This window comes from Microcoleus sp. ARI1-B5, assembly GCF_036705795.1.
In the GTDB taxonomy this organism is placed as follows: Bacteria; Cyanobacteriota; Cyanobacteriia; order Cyanobacteriales; family Microcoleaceae; genus Microcoleus.
Map to the genome: position 1 here is coordinate 80,860 of NZ_JAUBVK010000011.1, position 24,625 is coordinate 105,484.

Below are 24,625 nucleotides of genomic sequence, written 5' to 3' on the forward strand. Positions count from 1 at the left end.
TCCCTTTGCTTTAAGTCTTCTCTCTTTGCTTTTTTATGTACAGTTAAACACAACACATTCAACTCTAAAGCCATGACTAACAAAAGAAATGGATTAACCGAAAATCCAATTAATACCACTCCTGATAATAGTACCACTACAGCCAATATGAATCATACAACTGCATCAAGTGAATATACCCCTAATAATGATGACGATAACATCAATTCCCCTATTTCCCCTTCTCCAAACCCTTCCCCTTCTGACGATGATATTGATGAAAACTTCATTGCTAATTTCGACCCCAATGCACCCCTAACACTTGAAACTCAATATCAACTTGCTCAAGATGAGGAAAGACCACTGCCCCCGCCTGTTTCCGAAAGAGGCGTTCCTAGAGCAGTGACAATACTGCTATTGACTGGTGGAATACTATTGCTAGGACTGCTGATTTGGCAATTTATCAAGCCTAAATCACCTCGCGAGTCGATCGCACAATCAACACCAAAAGAAAGCTCTTCTGGCACCATTAAAGATGAAAAACCGGAGTTGCTGGCTAAATTAGCTTACCAAGACCAACAAAAACTGTTAGCCGAAAAACCGCAAAAAACCGCAAAACCCAAAACAGAACCGTCGCCCAAACCGTCAAGAACCCCACGAACTCCGCGAACTCCGCGTCTAGTCGCTATCCGGAGCGCTGCACCGCCACCTACTCCTCTACGCGAACCCCTACCCGCACCCCGAACAGTAGTGCGGACGGTAACACTACCCGCACCCATACCTCAAAGAGTACCCTCAAGAACATCCGCGCCCCCACCAGCCCCCATACCCAAACCGTTAGTACCACCAGCTTTAATTCCAACTCCAACCGAAGAAAAAATCGACCCGTTTGAGCGGTGGAACCAACTCGCCCAACTCGGACAAATTAGGGGAAATTTTGACCCTAACCGAATAGCGAATGCCGTGAGTGCAACACCAAGCACTCCAGCGGCAACAAGCGCTACCGCCGCCGCTCTGACAAAGCCAGCTCCAACAACTGAATTCCTAACAGTCAATATCGGCAACCAAAAGTCGCAACCCTCATACGTTTCTTTCGAGCAAATCCCAGAAAAACTATATAGCCACCCAAATAACGCCAGCGGGGAAAGGCTACACCCGGAGTTTCCTTATGGAGAGGACAGCCTCGAAACCACCGACAACTCCCAAAACCCCACTAACCAATTAACTCCGGCTCCCCTTTCCCCCCAAACAAGTTCCGATTCTACCGATAACCCAATCGAGACAGAGGCTCGACTGAGCGCTCGTCCAACGTCCTTGCCCGCCGATACAGAATTTCAAACCCTTTCCCCAGAAACTGCTCCAGAGGCTTCTGCCTTAACAAATTCTCCAACCCTGGAACAAGTAAACTCCCCAGGGGCAAAAGGCATTCTCAACCGCACGCCCCAAACAGCTCAGGTTCCCCTTGGAACCACAGTCAACGGCGTAGTTTCGGTTCCCCTGCTGTGGGATGAGGGCTCAGGCAAACAGCTTTACGACAAATTTGCTGTCACTCTCACAGCCGACTTCACGGCAACTGACGGCTCTATTGCTTTTCCAGCAGGCACGGTTGTCATTGCCAAAGCCAGCACCGTCAGCAAAACCAATCGCATGGTACAAGCTACTGCTGTGGCGCTCGTCTACTCTGATAGAAACGGTCAGATTAAACAGCAGCCCATTCCAGAAGGCGCAATTTTGATTGCAGGAGAGGGCGGACAGCCACTGATTGCTTCAGGCTACTTCGACCCAGGTTCCGATATTGCCGGACAGGATATCCTCACCGCAGTGCTGTCGGGAGTTGGACGAGTCGGTCAAGTGTTCGCAGAGCCTAAAGTCAGAAGCTCTAGCAGTATTAGCGGTAGGTATGTCCGCAGTACAACCACCGTTGAAAGTCGAGACCCGCAAATTTGGTCAGCCGTCCTCGATGGCTTCTTCAGCCCCCTAGCAAAACGGATGGAAAGCCGCTCAGATAGAGCAACTCAAGAACTTTTAAACCGCCCTAATGTAGCTGTGGTTAACAAGGGAACCCCCGTTTCTATTACTGTTAACAGCTTTCTCAACATTTACCGATAACTGCCATGACGAATCGCATCCAATCTCCAAGAATGCTTTCCCTCGGAGGGCTTTTATTCACAGCAGTGCTTGCTGCTGCGAGCTACCCCTCCTGTGCTTTTGCTCAATCAAGAGTAACAGGCTATCAAACTGTGGGTCGAGATATTGCCGTCAATAGTGCGATCGATATTTTAGTCTATCCCGGTCGCGCGAGTACGATTGACTTCAGTTCAACCGACGAAGCTCTCGCCTACGTTTTAATTGCCGACCCCTCAAAAATAGTTTTCAGCACCGATGCACAGTTGGCAAGCGGCCTTGCCAAAACTGTTTTCTTGCGTCCCATTCAAGCGCTCAATTTTCCGGGAGCTACCACAGCTACCATCACTAACCTTTCAATCAAAACTGTAGATTCAAAAGGGAAACAGCGACTTTACAACTTCAACATCGTTCCTACCAACAAAGAACCAGAACACTTAGGAATTCGCATCGCTCCCCTAAACCCAAGAAGGGAGCCGACTGTGAACGTTGATAGAAGTCGCGCCCCCGCAGCATCAGATGTTGAAAAAGGATTGCTAATTGCCATTCAAAAAGGCTACACAGCAGCCAACGACCCAGTAGTCTACAGCGTGCGACAATTTTTAGCTCTGGTAAGAAATCCGAATCTATCGGCGGCCGATGCTGCTGCACGAGCCGGAGTAGACTTGTCTGTGATTGTCGAGCTAGCCAAAATAGCTTTTGAATCAAACTACCGCTCACACAAACCTATTCATATCTAACCAATGTTAGACAGAGTTAGGCAAGTGCATTCGTTCCGGGGTCAAGCACAGAGCGGGATCAACGGCAATCCATCAATTTAAAATCTCAAATCTCAAGTCTCAAATTGTTCCAATTACCCATTACCCATTACCAGTCAAGAGCGGTTTTAAGCACGCAACTTGGGTTAGTTGAGATGCAAATCATCTCCTCCATACTGCCCGCGCTGAGTCAGGCGGGAGCCTGTGTCGCTAACCGCTCGCTCTGAGAACTTATAGCTTTTGACTGATTCAGGTTGGTTTGAAGCTGCGCTATAAATAGCGATTAGTCAAAAAGCATAACAAAAGCGAGCGGGGATGGTAAGGGAAAATAGCAGAATTTTTCTACTTCCTGCTCAACGCGAAGCTTTGATTATGAGTTGTGAATTGACCTTTCAAATATTTGTTTGTGGAACAATTCGGCAGTAATACTTTCTCGGAAGAACGTTTTTTTCCTCATTCCCCACTCCTTTTTTCAACCAATGTTCAGCCCAAAAAGCTCAGTTCAAAAAAAGTCTGCCCTCCCGCTGCGCGTTGTGCTTACAGTCCCCAACGCTCTTTTGATTTCAATCTTACTAGCTCTAACGGGATGGCTTTCTTTTCACATAGGGCGGCAGACGATGAACGACTTGGTTGCACAGCTATTGGGAGAAGCAACGAGTCGCATCTGGGACCGCCTTGACAACTACTTAAAAGAAGGGGTTCTTGACAACTACTTAAAAGAAGGGGTTGGGGTTGGGAAAGGAGAAAAGAATTACAGTCAAATTCCAACTGGTTCGGTAAATCAACTTTCTCCAAGTCAAACAGCCAAAGTCACAATCAAACCAAATGGGAAAAGAAATGGGTCAGACTCTCCAAAAACAATATTCCGTCAACAAAAAACAAATCCTGCTTTTCCCACCCCAACCTCAACATTCAACTTGCACGATTTCCACATCAGCCCTAACTGTCAAGCCTTTATCTTAGACCGTTCGGGACATTTAGTTGCTCGGAACGAGGTAACTGAACCAAAACCGTCTATTTCTGTTGACTCCCAGCAGCGAGTTCGCACCCAAGCTCTGCAACAAAAAGTAATCCAGCTTTCAACAGAGTATTTGCTTAAACATTATGGCAGCCTCGCTGCTATTAACAGCAGCCAAAATCTTAACTTTACTGCCAGCAACTCACTATACTGGCTGCAAGTCAGACCTTTTGAAAACTCGAAAGGCTTAAACTGGCTAATTGTGGCAGTTGTACCCGAAACCGACTTCACGAGCAAAGTTCAGGCCAACACCCGCAACACTATTTTGCTCGTGCTGCTGGCTTTGGTTCTTTCTATCTGCCTTTTGCTGTCCATTTCCCTAAGAATAGAACAGCGGCTGCAGCGGTTAATTTCGGCAACAGAGGCGATAGCTGGTGGCGACTTCGACTCAACAGTTTCAGGTAGCGGTGTTGCCGAACTCGAAGCCCTAGCCTGTGCTTTCGAGCGCATGAATGGCCAGTTAAAAGCATCTCGCAAGCGGTTAGAAGAATATTCTGGCGATTTAAAGTGGCAAGTTGCACAGAAAACAAAGGAACTAAAACAAGCTAAAATTGCAGCCGAAAGTGCCAATCGCGCTAAAAGTACCTTTCTGGCGAACATGAGCCACGAATTGAGAACGCCTCTCAATGCTATTATCGGCTTTGCCCACCTTCTTGTCCGCTCCAAACAAACTGCCCCGGAACAGCAGCCGAGTTTAAATATTATCAATCGCAACGGCGAGCATTTGTTGAAACTAATCAACGATATTTTGTCGCTGTCCAAAATTGAAGCAGGTCAAATCACCCTCGAAGAAACTGCTGTTGACTTGTACAGTTTGCTCGATGACTTAAAACTTTTATTTCAGCTCAAAACTCAGTCGTCGGGCTTGCAACTTGTTTTTGAACGCAGTTCTGATGTGCCGCAATACATCCGAACTGATGAAAGCAAGCTGCGTCAAGTTTTGATTAATTTATTGGGGAATGCTGTTAAATTTACGAAAGTTGGTAGGATAAAGCTGACAGTAAAATGCCTCCATTTATTGGCTAAAAAACCGCTATCCAAATTCTTTATCCAGTTTTCTGTGAAGGATACAGGCCCCGGCATTGCGCCTGACGAGCTTAGCAGTTTGTTCAAGCCGTTCGTGCAAACAACAACTGGCAGAAAATCACAAACGGGAACGGGCTTGGGATTGCCCATCAGCCGCTCTTTCGTCAAGCTGATGGGTGGCGATATCAAGGTCAAAAGTTCTGTGGGGAAAGGAACGGTTTTCAGTTTTTACATTAAAGTGAGTCGTGCAACACAGAGCGAAGTCCGTGACATCCAGCCTCAAAAACAAGTGAATGGACTGGCACCCAACCAACAAAATTATCGCATTCTGGTAGCGGACGATGAGTCTGCAAATCGGTTGCTACTAACTCAGATATTGAAGTCAGTCGGCTTTCTTTTGTGGTTTGCGGATAACGGAACTGAGGCTGTTAAATTGTGGCAAAAGTACAAGCCGGATTTAATTTGGATGGATTTGAAAATGCCGCTTTTAGACGGCTTTCAAGCTGCTCGAAAAATTCGTTCTCTGCCTGACGGCTCCAATACACAAATTATTGCTTTGAGCGCTAATGCGTTTGTTGAAACTAAGAAACTCGCTTTGTCGAATGGCTTCGATGACTTTGTTGCCAAACCGTTCCGAGAAACAGTAATTTTTGAGAAGATGGCGCTTCATTTGGGAGTTCGCTATATCTATGAAGAGGAGTCGTCTAGGAAGTCCGAACAGGATGAGCCTTTTGTGCAACTGACTTCTGAGTCGCTGTCTGTGTTGCCGAGGGAGTCGATTGAGAAGCTTTATAAAGCAGCCGCTTGTGGAGATGAGCAAGCGGTAAGGCTGTTGATTGAGCGAATTCCCCTGTCGCAGAAGCCTCTTGCTGTGGCTCTGACTAAATTAGTTGATAATATGAGCTTAGATATTATCAGCGATTTAACTCAGAAGTGCATTTCGGCAGATTGTACGAGCGCCAAATCCCAAGACAGTTCTCAAAGTTAACTGAGGTATTATCCGGTATTGTCCAGAGAATTTTTTATTTAATCCACCTCCCTGTTTAGAACCAGTACCTCAGATATCGATATATGAATTTCGGCCGTCCATTTCGGCCAGAGAGCATGAAGAAAACTGAAGCCAGTCAACCGTTCAACAGAGCGTCGCTTGTGCGATAAACGGAAAAGTTTTACTGGATGCTGGGAATACAATCAAAATCCCAACACTCGGAACATTCCGGCTGCACGAACCACTGGAATTTAGTGTGGTTTCCCAGACTTTTATTTTATCAAAATCAGGAAGTCATAGACTGTAAAATTTCAGGAGTTCATAAACACGGAAGGGTTGGGCGAGTCAACTGAACAATTTGCATTAAAATACCTAGAATTAGTTGAATATTTTCAATAAAATGCTCTGTTGTTTCAATATAAACCGTACTTTTTTCGAGTTTCATAAACTTCCAAATACTGCCGGTTGTAACGGCACCATAAACACAAGAAATACTGTTGTTTTTTTGAAGATTAAACATCTGGGCTGCCAACATTTCAGCAATGCACTGGGCAATTCCAGATTTGATATTGTCATTCTTGGCTTCGACAAGTGTAAACACAGGGGCGTTTAAAGATAATTGTTCTGGTGAATGGCTAATCATAAAGTCACAGACACCGTTGAGTCCTTTGACTCGATCGATATTGAATTCCGTACCGGAAAAGAGGCTGATTTGACGATCGCAGCGCCTGCGGAGTTCAATCAATACCGGAGCGACAATCATCTCTGAGCGCGCTTTTTCCGTGTCGATTCCCAAGGCTAAGGGAATATTTTCTGCTAAGGTTTCCTTTAAAAGCTGACTGGGTTCGATCGGTTCTACAGCCGTAATAACTTCAGAGACTTCTCGAATTGTCAACCCGAGTTTATTTTTAATATCATCTAGGGAAAATTCGCTATAAGACATAGTTGCACCCTTTCACTCCGTCGTTCTAACTTTCTACTTAGATTTAGATAAACACATTGACATTTACCTGAATTTTCTCAGTCAATGCTTTAACCTAAGAGCGTTTTTTAGGAGTACACGCATCCTGCTCGCTGGCATTTCTATCTCGCGAAAGAGAACTCCGGCTCGCACTCCTGTTTTTAGTGACATACTCCACACGTCAAGCGAGTACGCTATGACGTGGGCATCTTTGCAGCCCGATCAAGGGTATACAAAATTTCCTTTATGGTACTATCATCTATAGAACCAACTACAGAAAGATTCCCACTACGGCGTTTTATACTTGGGAAAATGTCCAACCCAAGTCTCTTTAAATTAATCGCGGCATTAATATCGCGGTCAACCATCAGAGAGTTCTGCTCATCCCAATAGTCTCGAATACTACAATCGGTGAAAATGATTTCATTCCGATAACTTAGCACCATTGAGGTATAAGCAGGTTTTTTTGAAATGACAACTGCTCCAGCTTTTGCGGCTATGTAGTCCAGCGTCTTAAAAAATTGACCAAAGGCAGCATCGAGCCAAGACTTATTTAGTCCCGATTTTGATGATTGACCATTGGGAAGATAAGTCCCATCATCACCTTGCTTAACCTTATTGCGCTTAGTTAAACCTTTAAGGTTTAACTCTTCACAAAAGAAGAATTTAGCACCTGTTTTTACAAGTTTATGAGCAGTTTTATATTGAATATCTTGGCGAGAACGAGCAATACGTTGATGCTGCTTGGCCTCTCTTTTTGCTAGTTTTCGCCTAGCCCTACTTCCTCGCTTCCGTTTATTTCGCTTGATTGAGATACGATCCAGTTTAGATTGATTTTTGCGTAGTGGCTTAAGTGAAGGCAGTTTATCACCTTCAGATGTTGCCAAATAGACATCTTCATGAAGTACCGCATCCAATCCAATTGAGTTACCCCAAGTCGGAGTAATTTCGTCAGGGGTAAATTCAGGCACAGAAGGATCTTCAAGCATCAATTGAATGAACCAACCATCAGCTTTTTTAGTCACACTAGCTTGCTTGACAGTAAATCCATCTGGGATGGGGCGGTGCAGCCGAACTTTGACAACTCCTAGTTTTGGCAATCGAATATAAATCCAATTCTTGCGAACCAATTTAATCCAATCGTTACTAGCGGTTGCAAAAGTCATTGTGCGATAATCCGCTTCGGTCTTAAATCGGGGCTTGCCTGATTTCCCGCCCTTGCTATCACCAACAATAAATCGCTCAAAGGCTTTGTCTGCTCGTTTGGAAACATCTTGCAAAACAGTTGAATCTACTTGCTTAAAGTCCAATAGTTCGCCACTATGAAAAACTTTTACTAAGTCTTTTTTAATGACGGGCAATTGTTGTTTTTGCGAGTAGTAGTTTGGTCTTTCCCTAGGCGCAGAAATACTGGCAATCAATGGACAAGCATTTGCAGTAGTGCGGTTCATTTCCCACCAATCAAATCTATCTCCTATCTGCCGATTATACCAATAACGGCAAATCCTCAACCAGTGGTTTAGTTCTAGTTTTTGATTAGTATCTGGATAGAATCGATACTGATACGTTGTCTTCATTGCGTTACGACCTTTACGCTTTAGTTAGTGTTATTCTATCGTTGAATAAGGAGACTTATTGTACTTTGATGTCGTCATCCACCCGTATACAATCTAACATCTACGATTATCAGATTGTATACGGGTGGAATCCTCGCCTCACGCGCCTTTCATCCCACACTAACCTTCGATCGGTATAGTGTGGGGATTCCCGTCTGTTTAGCTAAATTGGGATGATCCTAACAGATACAACAATAATAACCTTTGTTCCGTTCTGTAATACTTACCCATGACTACCTAATTCTAGACTTAACTGGACATTAGAAGTTTTGGCGATTACTTCTTGTTTCTTCGTAGCTCTTCCCAAAAAGTTGGATCGCGCTCGCTTAGCTCAAATATTGATATATGAAGTTTGATTGCATTTCGGTAGATTGTACGAGCATCATCCCAAGATGGTTTTCAAAGTTAACTCGGCGGTTATAACGTAGCTCAGATATTGATATATGAAGTTCGGTTTCAATCGAGCGATCGAACATCCTTTTCAACTGTCTTCTCTTGTACTAAACTTGACGAGATTCTGCTCGACCGACTAAATATTAACTTGCTGTTTCAACGTGGGGCCCAACGGTGGTTTACCGCGATGCTCTCATATATCGATATCTGATGCCGACTCTCGATATATGATACTTAAATCATCTACTTAATTCAAAACCATGCAAATTCGACTAGCAGTCATCAGCAATGCTGGCGGCACTGGCAAAACCACACTTTCAGTTCACCTCGCCTACGAACTGGGGTTAAGGGGTTTGAAAGTAGCCATTATGGATCTCGACCCCCAAGGCTCCCTGACCCTTTTTTGCGGTCTAAATCCGCCAGAGCCAGAACACACACTGTCCGCCATAATGCGAGAAAGCTTCAAGGGCTCTTGGCCTCTTACTCAAGGCTGGAGTTCCCACACCAATAATATAACCGTTTGTCAAGGCGGAATGACGCTGACGCAAACAGCAGACGAGTTAGTTCTGCACAAGCGTGGCGCTTATCTTCTGGGCGATTGCCTGAGTGACTATCCAATGGATCACGACCTAATTATCTTCGACTGCCCCGCTACCCTCGGCCCCTTGCCCTTGATGGCACTAACTGCTTGCACTCATATAATAGTGCCCGTACAGCTCGAACCAAAATCAATTCAAGGAGCAGCTCACCTGCTGGAGTGGTACTACCACCATTGCAAACAATTACGCCTCAAGCCGCAACCAGAAATCTTAGGGTTTGTACCCAACCAATACGATACGAAACGAGCCGTCCACCGACAACTTTTAGAGTCCTTGCCAGCCCAGCTAGAGCAGATGAATATCCGCGTTTTTCCACCTATTCGGGACAGTGCAGAATTTGTCAATGCCAGCGGTCAAGGGTTGCCATTACACCTTTATCGCCCGCTTCACCCAGCTTTAGGCGACTTCAAAGAAATTGTTAAGCACCTGGCTACTTTAATGGGAAATGGAGTTGCTCCGGCTATTGCCAAAAAAGGAAAAAAAAAGAAATAGTGTTTGATTCACAGTCACAACTTGCGCCGGCGAAAACGAATCCTTCGTTTTTGGCTTATAGCCATGAACTGACTTCTTCCAATCCCCAATTTAAAATCTAAAATCGCTATGGCCACCCGTAAAGCTCCCGACTTGGGAAATTATTTTTCATCCGCCAAGCAGTCAATGCACCTCTCTGAAGCTGAATCCGAGATTCAAGAACTCAAAGCAGAAATTGAAGAACTGCGAAAATCGGGTTCAACGGAATTGGAATCTCAACTGACTGCACTGCGAGAACAACTAGAATCCGCCAGCGGTATCCTCTCCATTTCACTAGACCAAATTCAGCCTAATCCTGAACAACCCAGACAGACATTTTTGCCGGAAAGTATCGAGTCCATGTCCCGCTCCCTCGCTAGTGACGGACAACTGCAACCCATTATCTTGATTCAACGGGGAGAACTCGTGATATTCGACGGAGAGCGGCGCTGGCGCAGCGCTAAAACTATGGGCTGGCAAACTTTGCAAGCTGTCATCATTCCAGAGCCTGCGTCTTTGCACCGCAAAGCGCTGTTGACTTCCCTGCACCGTGAAGACCTCAATCCTCTCGACAAAGCGGAGGCTATTGTGCGGGAGTTGTCCAGTAATACGGGTTTGGAAGCTGTAACTATCCCTCGCACTCTCTCTACAGCCGTGCGGCGGTTGAACGCGCAAAAGCGCATGAACTCAGTTTCCGAGTTGGTGACGGCGATGCCTGACCAGCAGCAGCAGGGTTTAACAGCTTTAGGTTTAGATGAAAAAGAGCTGGCGGTATTGGGGAGATTGTTGGATTTGCAGCTCAATCCGGCTTCCATTGATGCCAACATTTTCCCGATGCTGTCTTTAGCTACTGACCTTAAGACTGCTATTAGGAAATTAGGACTTAAAGGGGTTCATGCAACGGCTCTTTCTAAACTCTCTGCTAAAAATTTGGGATTGTCTGAGGAAGAGGCGCAGTCCATTAGAGTTAACGCGACTACCCAAGTTATCGCCGAGAAATTGTCGGCAGTTCAAACTCGTAGATTGGTACAGTCCATTATCAGTTCTACTCTCGCTAATTCCCCAGGGGCAGTCCGCCAATTCAAGCAGGTCAAGCTAGCAACTGGGAACTTGAAAAAGCTGTCGCCAGAAATGTTGGAGCAAGCTGAAGTTGACCAACTGGTGGAATTGCAGGACGTTTTGCGCCAAAAGCTAGCGTTCATTGAGGCGGTATTGAAACAAAATGCTCACGGATGATCGGAAACTATCACGTGGGGTGATCGCGAGCGTGAGTTTCTTTCTCCCCATCATAAAGCTATGCCTTACTCACATCTTTCTTAACAAAGGCGCTCCGGCTGAAGCCGGAGCTCCCGGCGGGCGATCGCTCACCGGGAGTAGGATAGACAACATGAACCGAATCAAGTAATCCCAGAATTACGGTAACAGAGGCGAGTGAAGAACTATGACGGCACAATGGGCAGTAGCGGAACTACAATTTGCTTCTGATAGCGATCGCCGTCGCCAGAAAAGACTGGTGCGTATTGTGTCAGACTTAGCCTCACAACCCCATGCTACTGTGCCACAAGCATCAGGGGATTGGGCAGCCACCCAAGGGGCTTATGACTTTTGGTCATCTCCACGAGTCAAAGAGTGAGGCGATCGCCCGTGCCCACCAAAGAAGTACCTTGGTTAGAGTCAAAGCACACCCAATAGTTCTAGCAATTCAGGACACCACAGAACTGAATTTCACACACCATAAAAGCAAGAAAGGAATGGGACACGCTCGATAGTGCCACCAGTCGGGGCCTGAAAGTTCACTCAGTATTTTGTAGCTCGGCTGTTGGAGTACCATTAGGAGTGTTGCACCAACAAGTATGGGCGCGAGACCCTACCACTATAGGCAAGAAACGTTCTCGGAATCAAATAGAAACCAAAGACAAAGAAAGCCAGCGTTGGTTAACAGCTCTTGATGCGAAGAAAGAAGGTAATGCCACAGTCGATTACTGTACTGACGGTAGCCGCGCGCGTTGCCGACATTTATGACTTTTTAGCGACTGGGCGGCCAGAGAATTCTCAGTTGTTAATTCGCGCCTATCACAACCGTCAGGTCAAGAACTCTGATGGTACAAAAGAAGTCGAGCGAATACAAAGTGCGATCGCCAAAATAGCCGTGGCGGGACTTGCTCAGCCTGGAATTGCAGGCTAATCCACAGCGGTCAGCTCGTCAAGCGATTCTGAACCTGCGGGCTACAACGGTCGAAATTTTACCTCCTCAAAGCCACCCTGGACACCAGAATTTACAGCCACTGCTGCAAGCAAGTAATTCTGGCTAATGAAGAAAACCCGCCAGCCACAGAGAAGCCTGTTCGTGGGGTTGTTATTAACTACCTTGCCGATTACTGGTTTTGATGATATTGTCCAATGCTTACGTTGGTACAGTTACCGTTGGTTAATCGAACGCTATCATTACGTTCAAAAAAGTGGATGCGGTTTAGAACAGCTACAATTGGAAACTGCAGATCGCATCGAACGAGCAATATCTACCTACACAATTGTGGCAAGCGCGTTTATTGTGGATGATGTACGAATCTCGTCATCATCCTGAGATTGGAGGGGACACCATTCTGGAAACCCATGAGTGGCAAGCACTTTACTGCACGATTCACTAGACTCCTATCCCTACTGAATCACCCCCAACTTTAAGTAATTGTCTGAGTTGGATTGCGAAACGGGCGTGGATTTTTGGGGCGTTCATGTGATGGTGAACCGGTTGTCAAGACCCTCTGGCGAGGCTGGCAACGTTTGCATGACATTGCTGCTACATGGAAATTAGTTTCTACCCATTCCCCCCCGGATGTCAATCCTAATTTTGTTAAGAAAGATGTGAGTAAAGCATAGCATCATAAAGGGGGTAGCTAACCCGGATTTGGTATAAGAGCTTTTGGGGGCGATCAACTGCTGTGAGCCGATCGCTCGCAAGCAGCGATCGCTAAGATATCTCAAATGGGTTCTATACTGGGCTTTTTTCTTGTTGGTGCAAAGATTCGGCTTCTTCACGAAGTTGGGCAAGCGCTTCTTCGGATAAGTTTTCAAGCATTGAATTTAGCTGCTTTTTATTACCATTTTCGGGGCTGCTGGTGGCGAGAGATTGTGTCGGCATCAAGCGAGGATTCGCGCTGTAAAAAATTTTCAAAGAGCTGAAAAAATGTATCAAGCGCTTGGGATTCATCTTCTGAATAAAAAAGGATAATTCGTGCCCAAGACCGGGTAGAGTGCTGGTTAAATTGCTTTTCTATCCAGTCTTGAAATTCTGTAAATTCTTGTTCCTGTTCAGTAACAGGAATTGCGAGTTGGCGGCAGGCAAAAGTGTAACCATCTAAAAAAGCTTGCAGACTAAAGATAGAACGCTTGCCGAGATAAAGGGCGGGTCTACTAATGGATTGAAAGTCGTTTAGCCAATCTTCGCGGGTTATTCCTGTAACTGATAAATTATCGAAAACTAAGCCTTGAACTTCGACGCCATAATGCTGCCCGTTAAGAGTGATTGATTCTGTATGAAACAAGGTCTCGTAGAACGTGCTTACCGTTTTAATATGGTCTGTAAATTAACTGAAATTGCTTTGGATTTTGCCAAAAGATATGGATGCCCAGTCCTCTCTTCTCATGGAGGTGGCTATAAACTGCTTGAGCAATGTCAGCAGCAACCGCTCATGTCAGGACTTTAGCAACCTATGTTTAAGGTTCTGCTGCTCTGCTATTTCTGCTAACATTGCTCAAGCGATCGCCTGCTTTTGATGCACCACCGACTTAAGCACTTTGAACTGAGGCGAAAATTTGGTCAGCAGATTCAGCACTTCATCTTTCAATATTGAATATAACTAAATTGGTATCCGCTCAATAAGTTGCGGTAAGCCTGAATTTTTAGGATTTGTAGAATTTTAATTTAATTCTACAAATATCTTAATTCAGACACAAAAATCTCGAATTTGCTGGCGGCTAAATCTTGATTCAAATAATGTATTATCAATCAGGAAATCAAGGATGCCACAGCCTTTTTTAGACAGTCACAATTAACCCTGAGTTTATACGACACTTAATAAAGGAATCAAGCGCCGATAATTCAGAGCAGTTAGATTTGTTTAAATTTCTTCAATAATCCCAGGACATACCGAAAGAACAAAGAGAAGATTGTTCACGAATAATCATCCCCAGAGATGGAATATTTCCCAGGTAAGAAATACGGTCGTGCATATATTCAAAAAAGCTAATTCCTAATTTGCGGGTAGTCGCCACCAAAGACATGAAAATGTCCATCGCTGACGTTCCTTCACAAGTTTGAGTCGCATAGCTAATATTTCGTCGCTGCACGATTGTTCTGGCAGCTAATTCTGCCGGGTTATTATGTAATGGTAATTCCGGATGCTCCAAAACTAAAAGCAACTCAGATATTTTACAAGAAGTTAATTTTTTTCGTTCATCTAATTGTTCATAACCAGTTTGACTGCCGAAAATTTCCCCAAATTTGGATTTAAGCCTGAGCTTCTCTAGCTCAGATGGAGATTTTCTGTAAGCTAATAATTCTCGGTAGTAATCCCAAAAATCATCAAGAAACTTGTCTAACTTTTTTTGATGACAAGTAACAAATGGACTTAACTTTTTATAATGTCTTGCTTCATGCACCCAACATAAAGATAAATCATCTGTGAGTAATTTAAACTGGGGTGCATCATCAGTCACCAGAGTTTTTATTACCGGAATCTGGGATTGCTGATGATAAAAGGCAATCGCTGCTGCCTCAAAAATTCTGGTACGATGTTGAGAGCCTAAACAGCTTAGATGCTGATTCAGCAAGGAGTTAAACTCATCACCCTTCAACGGAATTTCTTGAGGTAATCCTTTAATTTGATGGCTCCACCGAGCGGGGGACATTGAACTTATCTAAGAGTTCGTAGGTAAGTGGAGAGACAATAAACTCAAGTTCTTGGTTGTTCTGTAATACTCCAAGTACGCTTAATCGGTCTTTTCTTAAAGTTGTAGAATAAACTGTATATAATGGATTGCAAATTATATTTGTAGTGTGATTTACTCCCCCAACACGCGCACTTGTTTGGTCTAAGTGTTGCCAAGGGCTACTTTCTAATCCGGATACATACACTTCGTTAAATTCTGATTCAAAATTTGATGCTTTTTTCACCAGTAGATTTGATAAATAACCGGCTGACATGGAAATCCCAATATTTCTTAAAAAATCTAACAGCTTTCCTTGAGTCATGTTACCTCCGTAGTAAAGGCTCATAACTAACGCTTTTACTCCCGGACCAAACTCCCCATCATAGCCGGATGGTAACGGTGAAATGTATGTTTTCTTTTCTGAAGGTGAGTAATACTTCTGTTTCCGGAATAACACGTTATCTGTTTTCAGTAAAATGTCTTGAACTATTACCTCTTCATAACCTTTAAATTCTGCATCGAATGGTAGTTCTGCCTGGGGATACTCGATGATTTTTTCTCGGTCAACTTTGACGAGAGCATTTTTACTACTTTTAATATGTTTTTTTGGTATTTTTCGCTCTTTCTCGGATGAGTAGTTTTCTTTTGACTTTTTCTGCCCATTAGCTTTAACCTCTGGTTTGCCTTGTTCTCCTTTTAAACGATTGTTTTCGTCTTTCAATCTTTGATTTTCTGACCGTAATTCTTTGGTTTCTGCTTGTAATTTTTCTATGAGGTTCAGCAATATGGAGACAGTACGACGCAATGATTCGTCTGCAACCTCAGATGGCTCAATGCTTTGCAGTAAGGTCTCTACTAATTTGTCAGCAGATGTTTTTTCCGTCATGCTTTGTATTTTATCATGCTGTGCCTAGATTGTGAACCTTCTTTTTTGCTGTTACCCCGATTTATTGAGCGGATACCTAAATTGTTTACTGTGCGTAATCCCTTCACCGCCATCCGGTTCCTCAATTAAATCTAAACTTAGCGTACCAAACCAGCCAGCAGCCCCGACGCTTCCCGCTGCAAGCTCTGCCGATTATCATCGTAGCAATTAAGGACGTTCGAGCTGGTATGGCGGCTCAACTTCTGCGCCATTCGCGTATTGCCGTTGCTTGCATCTAACAGCGTCGTAATTGCAGCGTGGCGTATTCTGTGCGGGCTGATTCTTTTAGGAATTCCCGCAGCGGAGCAAGTTGAGAAAACAAGCTTGTAAATAGCATACCCGCTCAACCTCAACCCGTATTCCCGCTTTGTCAAAGCGATAAATAAAGGCTCTTGGGGCATTGCAGCTCCCCGCACGCTCAGCCAATCAGAAATCGCATCTGCCGTCGCGTTGTGCAAGTCAATTAGCTGCGCTTGAGTTCCCCTACCTTTGCCGTAAATATTCAGAGTTCGGGCCAGCGGGTCAAAGTCGCCTATATTGGCTCCGCCGATCTCCCCCCGGCGCAGCGCATTGTCCCACAGCAGTCGGAGAACTGCATAGTCGCGCTTTCCCTGGGGCGTACTCCGGTCAGGAATGGACAACACCGACTGCATCGCCACCACATTCTCAGAAGCAACTCGGCCAAACCCTGTAGTATCCCGGTAAGGAACCACCTTCTCTCCTTCAACATCTACCAAACTCCACTCGCACTCGCCCACCTTCCGAGCAAAATTCACCAAACTTTTGATAGCCGCCAGCCGCCGATTAATCGTCGCTTCCTTGAGTCCCTTGTCGATTAGTTTGGCTTTATATTTGAGAACCACCGCGACAGCGGCGAAGCGGTTCAACAGTAGGAACTCGCGCACCAATGCCGGGTGCGGTTCCTGTCCCGTCATTGTCGTAAAAAAATCGTACAAGTCTTTCTCATAAGCACGCCTAGTGTTGACAGAGCGCTTGGCAGCTAACAGCTCTGCCACTAGGTCGCGCGTCGAAGCTATTTCTCCAAAGGAATTAGCAGCGTGTTCTAAGTCCATAGCCGGTCTGATAATTTGGCTTTCCAGACCAGATTACCCGATCGAGAGGTGCAAATTGACGGTGGAATTGCTTGCTCTGTCAAAGAAGAGGAGAGTCGTCAATTACAAATTTTCTTTGACGATTTGACGATTCTCCTAAACTCTCGTAGTTATAAGGCTTTCAGCTTATAACTTTCATTGACGATTATTGACATTCTTTTTGACGATTCTCCCCAAACGCTTTTTCAGCATGGATTTTGGGGATATACTGCAAATTTTTGACGATTTTGACGATTGCTTGACGCCCGTCACCCTATCAAGCTGGTAGGGAAGCGGATTGTCCTTGTTGTCACCGCCGCTCCGCGCGTCTGCGGGCGATCGTGAATTTATTGGGATGTGGCTGGGGAATCGTCAATGACGATTGAAAATCGTCAAAGCTGCTATTGACGGGGGAACTGCTTGCTGTGTAAGAGTTTCAAACTATCGTCAAATCGTCAATGCAATTTTTAAATTAGCGGTAATTAGATGCCGGATAGTCCGCCGCGATCGTCCACAACCAGCTTGCACAAGACAATTTTTCACTCTTCTCCTAACACAGCTTCTACAAAGGTCGGGATTCAGTTTGACACTCCCACCCCTGAAGGGGATGGGATTCTTTAGGAATTTCGCCCTAAATATCCCAGAGAGACAATTGCTTGTACTCTGGGTTCTCGCCCACACGCCGTTTGCCTTTTTGGGGCAGCGTATTATCTGACGAGCGTTCGTACATTCCGACATTAAAAAGTGTAGTTTGTACTGGTTTCGGCGAGTCCCGCCGTACCTTTTTCTTAACAACATTTAATCCGTAGGTTTCTATTGCTTTAGTTTTCACATTCCGGGCAGCTTGTAAATTAGCTTCATCAATATGTCCGCAATTGGTGCAAATAAACTTTTCACCATTGCGACTCTTTTTATCAATCTGCCTACATTTACTACAAGTTTGACTGGTGTATTTGGGATTAACTCTATAAAGTTTCTTGCCTGACTTCGCAGCCACATATTCAAGCTTTTGAGTTAAGCTATACCAACTTGCATCAGCAATAGAACGATTCAACCCCCGTTTAGCTGATTGACCATTAGATAAAAATCTACCAGTATCAGACTTGACGGGTTTGCACCGTTTCATCATGTTTTTAACTGGTAAATCTTCAACGGTAACAGCATCAGCTTTTTTGACAATTCGATTAGCCACATCCCATTGATAAGATTCTCGTCGCTGTTGAATCCTGTTATGTAATTTACTCACCCTAAGTTGAGCTTTACTGCGATTCTTGCTTCCCTTTTGCTTGCGACTAACCCGCCTTTGTCTAATTCCCATTAAACGCTTAGTTTTTTTATTAGTAGCAAAACGCGGGTTGTCAACACTACTTCCATCAGACAAGTAAACCAACTTTCCTAATCCCATATCACAGCCAGTAATGGTTTTAATCTCACTGTCTGGGATTACTGGCAAATCTGGTACTGTCTTGTTTTCAATCCTAACTGAAACATACCAACCATCAGCTTTCTGTCTAACTGTAACCGTTTTGATTTCAAATCCATCGGGAATAGAACGCGAGTTATAAAAACGCATCCATCCAATTTTGGGCAAATAGATTTTATTACCCTTGATTTTGATTCTTCCTGGTTTGTAACTAAAGGATTTAAAATCGTGACGGCGTTTAAATTTGGGAAACCCAGCGCCATTAAAAAACTTATTAAAAGATTCGTTAACTCGAACTGTAATTAACTGTAAAACCCCAATGTCAATCTCTTGATACCAGGGTCTAGCATCTTTGAATTCTTGCAGATTTGCATCTTGCATTAAAACTACCGTGCGTTTAGGAGATCGAGCCTTCTCTCCTTCTTTCTTAGCTTTACCACCACCGTCTTTCCAGGGGTTAGCTAATTGCGTTCCCTTAACTAAGCTGCAAGTCAAAGGTGTGATTTCAACTTGTGTTATCAAATCCGAATAGCTACCGCAAATAAATTGCTGATGCCAGCCATCAACACGGTCGCGCAAACACCAGTTGTAATTGGCTCGTAACATATCGAGCCATGCCGATAATTTTTTAAACTGTTGATTATTGGGGCGCAACTTGTACTTGTAACTCAAAATCAATGTCGATCACCTCCTGAAGTTATCTTATCGTATTATTGTAGATATTGGTGACTTAACAACAAGCATCTGCCAGACAAATACAGACGCAAGATTACATCAGTAACGCTTATTCGATATCATTTTGTTTGGATTCCGGCTAGGCGCAAAAAGGTGTTGGTTGGTGGAGTGCCCGAACGATTAAAGCAGCTACTGACAGATAAGTGTAATTAGCTCGTTGTTCTATTGTGGCAATGGAAATCATGCCAGATCATGTACACTTACTTGTTGATGCCCCACCTAATTTTGCTCCAGACCAGATTATGTTTAGGCTCAAAGGGTTTACTTCGTTTCAGCTTAGGAAGGAATATCCGCATCTCAAAAAAATTCCTTCTCTTTGAACTAGAAGTTATTTTTGCGGTACGGTCGGCAATGCTTCTGAGGAAACTGTTAAAAAATATATTGAAAACCAAAATACTTGAAGGCGGCTGCATCCGCAGCGCCTATCCCGACCCCTGAAGGGGTGGGCACGGGCGAGCGCGGTCAATCTCTGTCAAGCCGTGAACCAGAGCGCGACTAATAAAGAAATTTTCTTTGACGATTTGACGATTCTCCTAAAATCTCCTATTTATAAAGCTTTCAGCTTCTAGCTTTTATTGACGATTATTGACATTATTTTTGACGATTCTCGATAAACGCTTTCTCTGCAAGGGCTGTGGGAATGTACTGCGAGTTTTTGACGATTCTGACGATTGCTTGACAACCTCTGGTGGACAAGCGAACTGCCACTGCTATTACATGAACTCGATGTAAGCGAATGAGCAGGACTTACGCAGTTACTCTATATATAGTATTTAATGTAGATATTAATGTACTAAAACACTATATATACTGTTTTTTGTAAGTCCCGCGAGTAATGTCAACAATGAATCGTCAATGACGATTCTGAATCGTCAAAGCTATTACTGACAATTAAAGTGCTTACGGGGTAAGAGTTTTAGGGAATCGTCAAATCGTCAACAAAAAAATAGGACACCACACCATATATGGCGCTATATGGCGCTTGATGTAATTACCGTGAGTAACGTCAGCAGTGAATCGTCAATGACGATTCTGAATCGTCAAAGCTGTTATTGACGACTGAAGTGCTTATGGGGTAAGAGTTCTAGGGAATCGTCAAATCGTCAACAAAAAATTTGGTGTACTCGGAGTTTTCTACGATTCTGACGATTGCTTGACGAGTCCAGCTTGGCAAACTAGCAGTTTGTAGGTTGCCGCTGTTACCAGTACGCTCACCTGCGGGCGATCGTAAATCTCTTGGGATGTGCTGAGGAATCGTCAATGACGATTTTCAATCGTCGAAACTGCTATTGACGAGGGAACAGCTTGTTCTGCGGGAGTTTCAAACTATCGTCAAATCGTCAACGCAGTTTTTAAGCTAGCCGTAATTAGGTATCCGGTGACAATTGCGATCGCCACAAAGGTTTCAGCTTTTAAGAATCATTGGTGATTTTTTACAAAATTTTTGACCACGACAAAATTCTGCAATAGTAGCAACTTTTTTGTTGGCTTTGACTCCGTTCAACCCAACGCTCGTGTTTGTAGCAGGGTTTTTCGGAAATGATATAACCGCCAAAACGTGGCCGAGCAACAATTATCTTAGAATCCGCCACTTGAAAGACTTGCCGACCTTTTTCGTTTCACCGAGGTTCATCGAAACCATTTGGTTGAAGACCGCAGCCGTAAAGTCCGTGTTCGACATCTGGCGCAGTTTAGCTCCTGCAACGAGTTCGCGACAGTTGCGGTATGCTTCACGGGTGCTGATCCAACCTTCAGCAACCGTGTCCCGCAACTCTTCTGATTTCTGAATCAGTTTCTGGATGACCGGGACTGTATCGTCCTCATCTTGCTGCTGCCCTTTGTAAAGCACTTCAGCCTGGTTGATGTAGAAGTAGCTGGTGGCGATCGCCTTTTGAATGATGTCGGCCCCAATCGAGGTAGGAATTTCAATCTCAAAAGGCTTGTCGGAACGTTCCCCGCCTGAGAGCTTCCACTCTTCTTTCAACTGCAAGTAAGTTTTGAGAGTGCCGTCCGGGTTTTTTAACTTGCAGATTTCGTGCAAGCAGTGCAGGATGAGGGCAATCCGCAGGCAGTACCCGCTCCACTTGGACATGGCTAGCTGGAAGCCTTCATTCAGTTCAGCTTCTTCGCGCTCGACCATCGGGTTGAAGAAGTGCTGTTCGTAGTAGTCGGCTGCCGAGTCGCTGAGGTGGTAAGTAATCGGAAAACCCTGGTAAACAGTGCGGTTCGTTTCATCTTTGAGCACTTCGCCTGTCTCCTCATTTTGAACGGGACGATAGTGCATTTTGAGGACGGAAAGTTTGTGGTAGATGTCTTTGAGAAAGGCGTCAATGTCGGGGTAGGGCAGTCGCGTCCGCCGCCGTTTGGGCATCTGGGCCAAGCAGATTACCCACCGGGCCATCCAGCCGCTGGAAATTTTGCGAGGTGTCATTTCTTCGTCAAGCGTCTTGCGCTGGATGGTGCCGGTGATGGGGACGCACGACCTCTCCACCTCGACTCGGCGATCGCGGTCAATGAGGATGACTTTGGGACCGCCGCCGTTGTTGAGGGTGAGGTAAAAGGCTTCGTCATCCCCCTTGCCAGCCCGATATTTGTTGAGGGCTTTGAAGAAGCCGTCGATTTCATCACGATGGACGAGGAAGCCGCGCGGATTTTCGTTGATGGTGCGGATCAGGGCTTCTACGGTGATGTGTTCGACCCAATACTCGCGGGGAACGGGTGGGGGCGGGAGTTCTTCTGGCGGGCTGTCAGGGTCTCGATTTTGCTGGGAGGCTTTTTGTGCTTCTTTGTAGCTTTTGAGGGCAATGCAGTATTCGCTGTTGGCGTCCTGCTGCAAGAGCCGGATGGGGTTGACCATAACTTCTTGAGTTTGACTTTTGAGCTTCCCCGACCGGGCGGTGCTGATCGTCCACAGCACGCAGGACTTTTGTCTGAATCCAGGCCAAGCAACAATTTCAGCGGCCGTGCCGATCGCGCAGCCGAAGGTTGACCAACCTACTGTCATCAGGTGTTCGGCGCTGGTGGGCATTGCAGCAGCGATTTGTGCCAGGATGCAGGCAATTTCAGGCGGTAAAATTTGGTGCAAGTCGAGACTCTGCTTGCGCTTGCTAACTAAATCTTCAATAAGGGTTTTTTCGCTTTCGACTTCTGCGAACTGCCATTCTTGCAGTCGGGTTAAAACGATTTGTTCGACGTATTTGGGGTCGAGTTCCAAAGCTTGAGCGATTTGGGCGCACTCGGATCTTCGTTCTGACAGGGGAATGTTGCCCCGTTCGAGGAGCCGATCGATATATTTGAGGAGCAGGTTTTCTTTCTGTTTACTGTCAGAATCCGGCCGGTAAAAATTATCTGTAACCTGACCGTTGTTTGGCGGGATGCTCTCTGACGCTACATGATCTGCTTGTAACTTTTGAGAGTTGAGCTGCTGCTGGCTCGCTGTCAGTGATGCCCTGGGGCGCTTGTCGATACCCCATTCTCCTAAAATCCTGTCTTTAATGTGAGGGGGGCATGAAGCCTGGAAGGTTTCTCGATCCAGCCGATAAATCTTTTTCCAGCAATTTTCAGAGTCTCCGCTGCGATATTCGGCGGCGGTTTGGCAAGCGGAAGGGCTAATGGTTTTGAGGATGCGCTGCCATTTGTAGGGATCTCGGCTGCTGTCTTCCATTTGCCCCCAGGCGTACTCGGCTAAGATTTCAGTGGTGCCGGAGTAGGAGATACTGTAGCGGTGGCAGAACTCTTCCCAGCCGTAGCATTCGGAAGCGAGAGCGGTCAGGGCATCGGAGCGATCGCCTGTTTTGGCACCGCCTGTCAGAATGTCTTTGGCGCGGGGGGAGAGGATGTCTTCCAGACGAATTGCGCCGGGAACGTAACTTCCAAAAGAACGGGGCGAGGTGTTGGCAGGAACAGGCAGGTGCTGTTGCCGTGTCGGGTAAATACCAACATCTTCCGGTTTGCCAACCCTAGGTGGATATGCAACAAAATATTCCCAGCGGTACGGGATGCCATTCGCGCCGACAGTAGGGGGCAGCAGGGTGTGACCGCCGTTTCGGGCAAGCAGTTCGCCCATTCGGGAGCTGTCTCGATCTAGGCTGAAGGCTGTCCAATCTGGTTCTTCTGTGAAGGCCAGGATGACTCGATATCCGCCCGAAGGGGTACGAAATCGAGGGGCGACATTCAGGAGGGGGTAGTCGTTGAACCACTGTTCAAGGCGCACCTCAAAAGCTTGTGGCGAGGAGAAAACTTTTTCTTTGCGATCTAGATCGACAAAGGCGATGTAGTGACCATGTGCATTAGGTCCGCCGCCGAGAGTGCCGATGCCAGTGGTGCGGGCGAACCACTTCCCTAAGTTTGCCTGAGTTGGCAATTGGTTTTGATAGGGTTTCCAACTGACTTTGACTGCTTTTCCTTTCTGGTTTATCCAAGCAGGCGCTTTGCCTCCGGGAACGTCGCAGTCCCTTTCGCATTCCTTGGGACATTCCGGCAGCGCAGGTCTGCCCAAGCAATTGTGGAGCCAGTCGATTGTCTGGGCGATCGTCTGGGGAGCCTGATTAATGTCGCTCATCGGCGCACCCCCAAGCGATATGAGAGGAATTGGGCGATGCCTGTTTTGACATCTTCCAAGTGCCGGCTCCGGGTTACCGAGAAGTCTTTGCTAAAAATTCGGCAATTTGTGTTGGCAAACGTCCTAATTTTGCTAGAGTTAAGTAGCACTTACTCTTACCTCCCCAGCCAAAAAGTTTTATTTTGCTGCTGGCGCAGGTTATCTCTCATTAACAAACCTCTTTTTTTACCTCAACTATTCACCCAGAGTAAATCTAGATTCACCTAGAGTAAATTAAAGTAACAAATCTTAATGCTGATCTACGAAGCCTTCAACAATACCTTGAAACGCTATAACATCAGTGGCAAAGCTTTAGCTCAAGTTGCTGGAGTCAGCGAGAGTCTCGTGTCGCAGTTTCGATGGGGCAAAAAGGGCATAACGGACGAGATGCTCGACAACCTGCTCTTGGCGATACAGAAGATTGCGCCTGGGTCGCGCAGGTATTTTTGTTCGCTTGTAGCTGGGGAGCCAATAGAGACAGCGGGCTTGGAGAATGTGCTTAAGGAGATTTCTGCTGAGGAGATTCCTGAATTGTTGATGGCGATCGCGCGTTGCTGGAAATCAGTTGACCATCCATCGATTTATGTAACAAGTGCGTTGACGCAGCTCCCTCGCTAGAATGGTAGCAATCTAAAATAAATGTAGTGCCGAAATTTTAATAATTTTATGCCTGCAAAATTCACATTTAATGCGATCTGGAATTAATTTCACTACTTATTTAACCCAAATATAGCAACAAAAAGTAGTAATTTATCAATGACAACTACCATTTCTTCACTAGATTTGTTCCTAGTTGATGCTTATTTGTTATTGAGGTCTCTGGTAGTAGGTCTAATTATTTGCGTGCGAAAATCTGAGTTATAATGCTGTCGGTTTCGGAAGATATATAAACTCCGGTAATATTAAACGGAATTTCCCACGGGGGAAATTTTCGTTGGCTGTATTCCTTA

At 45.3% G+C, this 24,625-nt stretch carries 15 protein-coding genes and 2 pseudogenes; 8 read left to right on the plus strand and 9 right to left on the minus strand.

The genetic code is table 11. The annotated features are described in order from the left end of the window. The first annotated feature begins 72 nt into the window (after positions 1 to 72). The 3 genes from QUB63_RS17855 (at position 73) to QUB63_RS17865 (ending at position 5,893) form a co-directional block, all read left to right on the plus strand. Complete coding sequence (locus QUB63_RS17855) at positions 73 to 2,088, plus strand: hypothetical protein (protein WP_332946605.1); 2,016 nt, start codon at positions 73 to 75, stop codon at positions 2,086 to 2,088. A gap of 5 nt (positions 2,089 to 2,093) precedes the next feature. Beyond that, positions 2,094 to 2,843, plus strand: a complete 750-nt coding sequence (locus QUB63_RS17860; protein WP_332946606.1) for a hypothetical protein — start codon at positions 2,094 to 2,096, stop codon at positions 2,841 to 2,843. Between the two features lie 635 nt (positions 2,844 to 3,478). Next, entirely contained in the window at positions 3,479 to 5,893 is a 2,415-nt protein-coding gene (locus tag QUB63_RS17865) for an ATP-binding protein (RefSeq protein WP_332946608.1), read from the plus strand. Between the two features lie 319 nt (positions 5,894 to 6,212). Here the strand turns inward: QUB63_RS17865 and QUB63_RS17870 are convergent, their stop codons facing one another. Both QUB63_RS17870 and QUB63_RS17875 read right to left on the minus strand, forming a co-directional pair. Then, a complete protein-coding gene (locus QUB63_RS17870; protein WP_106331512.1) occupies positions 6,213 to 6,836 on the minus strand; it encodes a hypothetical protein in 624 nt (207 codons plus the stop codon). A 212-nt stretch (positions 6,837 to 7,048) separates the two neighbouring features. Next, entirely contained in the window at positions 7,049 to 8,431 is a 1,383-nt protein-coding gene (locus QUB63_RS17875; RefSeq protein ID WP_332946610.1) for an RNA-guided endonuclease InsQ/TnpB family protein, read from the minus strand. A 692-nt stretch (positions 8,432 to 9,123) separates the two neighbouring features. On the opposite strand from QUB63_RS17875, the gene QUB63_RS17880 reads away from it, so the two are divergent. From QUB63_RS17880 to QUB63_RS17890, 3 genes and pseudogenes are all read left to right on the plus strand, one after another. Then, positions 9,124 to 9,954 (plus strand): ParA family protein, encoded by an 831-nt coding sequence (locus QUB63_RS17880; RefSeq protein ID WP_332946611.1) that lies wholly within the window; start codon positions 9,124 to 9,126, stop codon positions 9,952 to 9,954. 108 nt (positions 9,955 to 10,062) lie between these two features. Further along, positions 10,063 to 11,208 carry a ParB/RepB/Spo0J family partition protein gene (locus QUB63_RS17885; protein WP_332946612.1) on the plus strand — a complete coding sequence of 382 codons (1,146 nt, stop codon included), beginning with the start codon at positions 10,063 to 10,065 and terminating at the stop codon, positions 11,206 to 11,208. A gap of 205 nt (positions 11,209 to 11,413) precedes the next feature. Further along, positions 11,414 to 12,849 (plus strand): annotated as a pseudogene (locus QUB63_RS17890) (IS4 family transposase). Positions 12,850 to 13,067: 218 nt separating this feature from the next. On the opposite strand, the gene QUB63_RS17895 reads toward QUB63_RS17890, so the two are convergent. From QUB63_RS17895 to QUB63_RS17915, 5 genes are all read right to left on the minus strand, one after another. Next, positions 13,068 to 13,514 (minus strand): papain fold toxin domain-containing protein, encoded by a 447-nt coding sequence (locus QUB63_RS17895; RefSeq protein WP_332946613.1) that lies wholly within the window; start codon positions 13,512 to 13,514, stop codon positions 13,068 to 13,070. Between the two features lie 586 nt (positions 13,515 to 14,100). After that, a complete protein-coding gene (locus QUB63_RS17900) occupies positions 14,101 to 14,880 on the minus strand; it encodes a hypothetical protein (protein ID WP_332946614.1) in 780 nt (259 codons plus the stop codon). Next, the gene (locus QUB63_RS17905; RefSeq protein WP_332946615.1) at positions 14,849 to 15,787 is read right to left on the minus strand and encodes a hypothetical protein; all 939 of its coding nucleotides are present in this window, start codon (positions 15,785 to 15,787) and stop codon (positions 14,849 to 14,851) included. Before QUB63_RS17905 ends, QUB63_RS17900 begins: the two co-directional genes overlap by 32 nt. 137 nt (positions 15,788 to 15,924) lie before the next feature. Continuing rightward, positions 15,925 to 16,899 (minus strand): tyrosine-type recombinase/integrase, encoded by a 975-nt coding sequence (locus QUB63_RS17910; RefSeq protein ID WP_332946616.1) that lies wholly within the window; start codon positions 16,897 to 16,899, stop codon positions 15,925 to 15,927. A gap of 649 nt (positions 16,900 to 17,548) precedes the next feature. Next, entirely contained in the window at positions 17,549 to 19,012 is a 1,464-nt protein-coding gene (locus QUB63_RS17915) for an RNA-guided endonuclease InsQ/TnpB family protein (protein ID WP_332946617.1), read from the minus strand. Positions 19,013 to 19,084: 72 nt separating this feature from the next. Here QUB63_RS17915 and tnpA point away from each other — a divergent pair. After that, a pseudogene (tnpA, locus tag QUB63_RS17920) lies at positions 19,085 to 19,476 on the plus strand (IS200/IS605 family transposase). Between the two features lie 683 nt (positions 19,477 to 20,159). Here tnpA and QUB63_RS17925 read toward each other — a convergent pair. Both QUB63_RS17925 and QUB63_RS17930 read right to left on the minus strand, forming a co-directional pair. Next, positions 20,160 to 20,336 (minus strand): hypothetical protein, encoded by a 177-nt coding sequence (locus QUB63_RS17925; protein ID WP_332946618.1) that lies wholly within the window; start codon positions 20,334 to 20,336, stop codon positions 20,160 to 20,162. A 312-nt stretch (positions 20,337 to 20,648) separates the two neighbouring features. Next, complete coding sequence (locus QUB63_RS17930; RefSeq protein ID WP_332946619.1) at positions 20,649 to 23,636, minus strand: DUF3987 domain-containing protein; 2,988 nt, start codon at positions 23,634 to 23,636, stop codon at positions 20,649 to 20,651. Between the two features lie 291 nt (positions 23,637 to 23,927). On the opposite strand from QUB63_RS17930, the gene QUB63_RS17935 reads away from it, so the two are divergent. Further along, positions 23,928 to 24,293, plus strand: coding sequence for a hypothetical protein (locus QUB63_RS17935; protein ID WP_332946620.1), 366 nt, complete (start codon positions 23,928 to 23,930; stop codon positions 24,291 to 24,293). Positions 24,294 to 24,625: the final 332 nt, after the last annotated feature.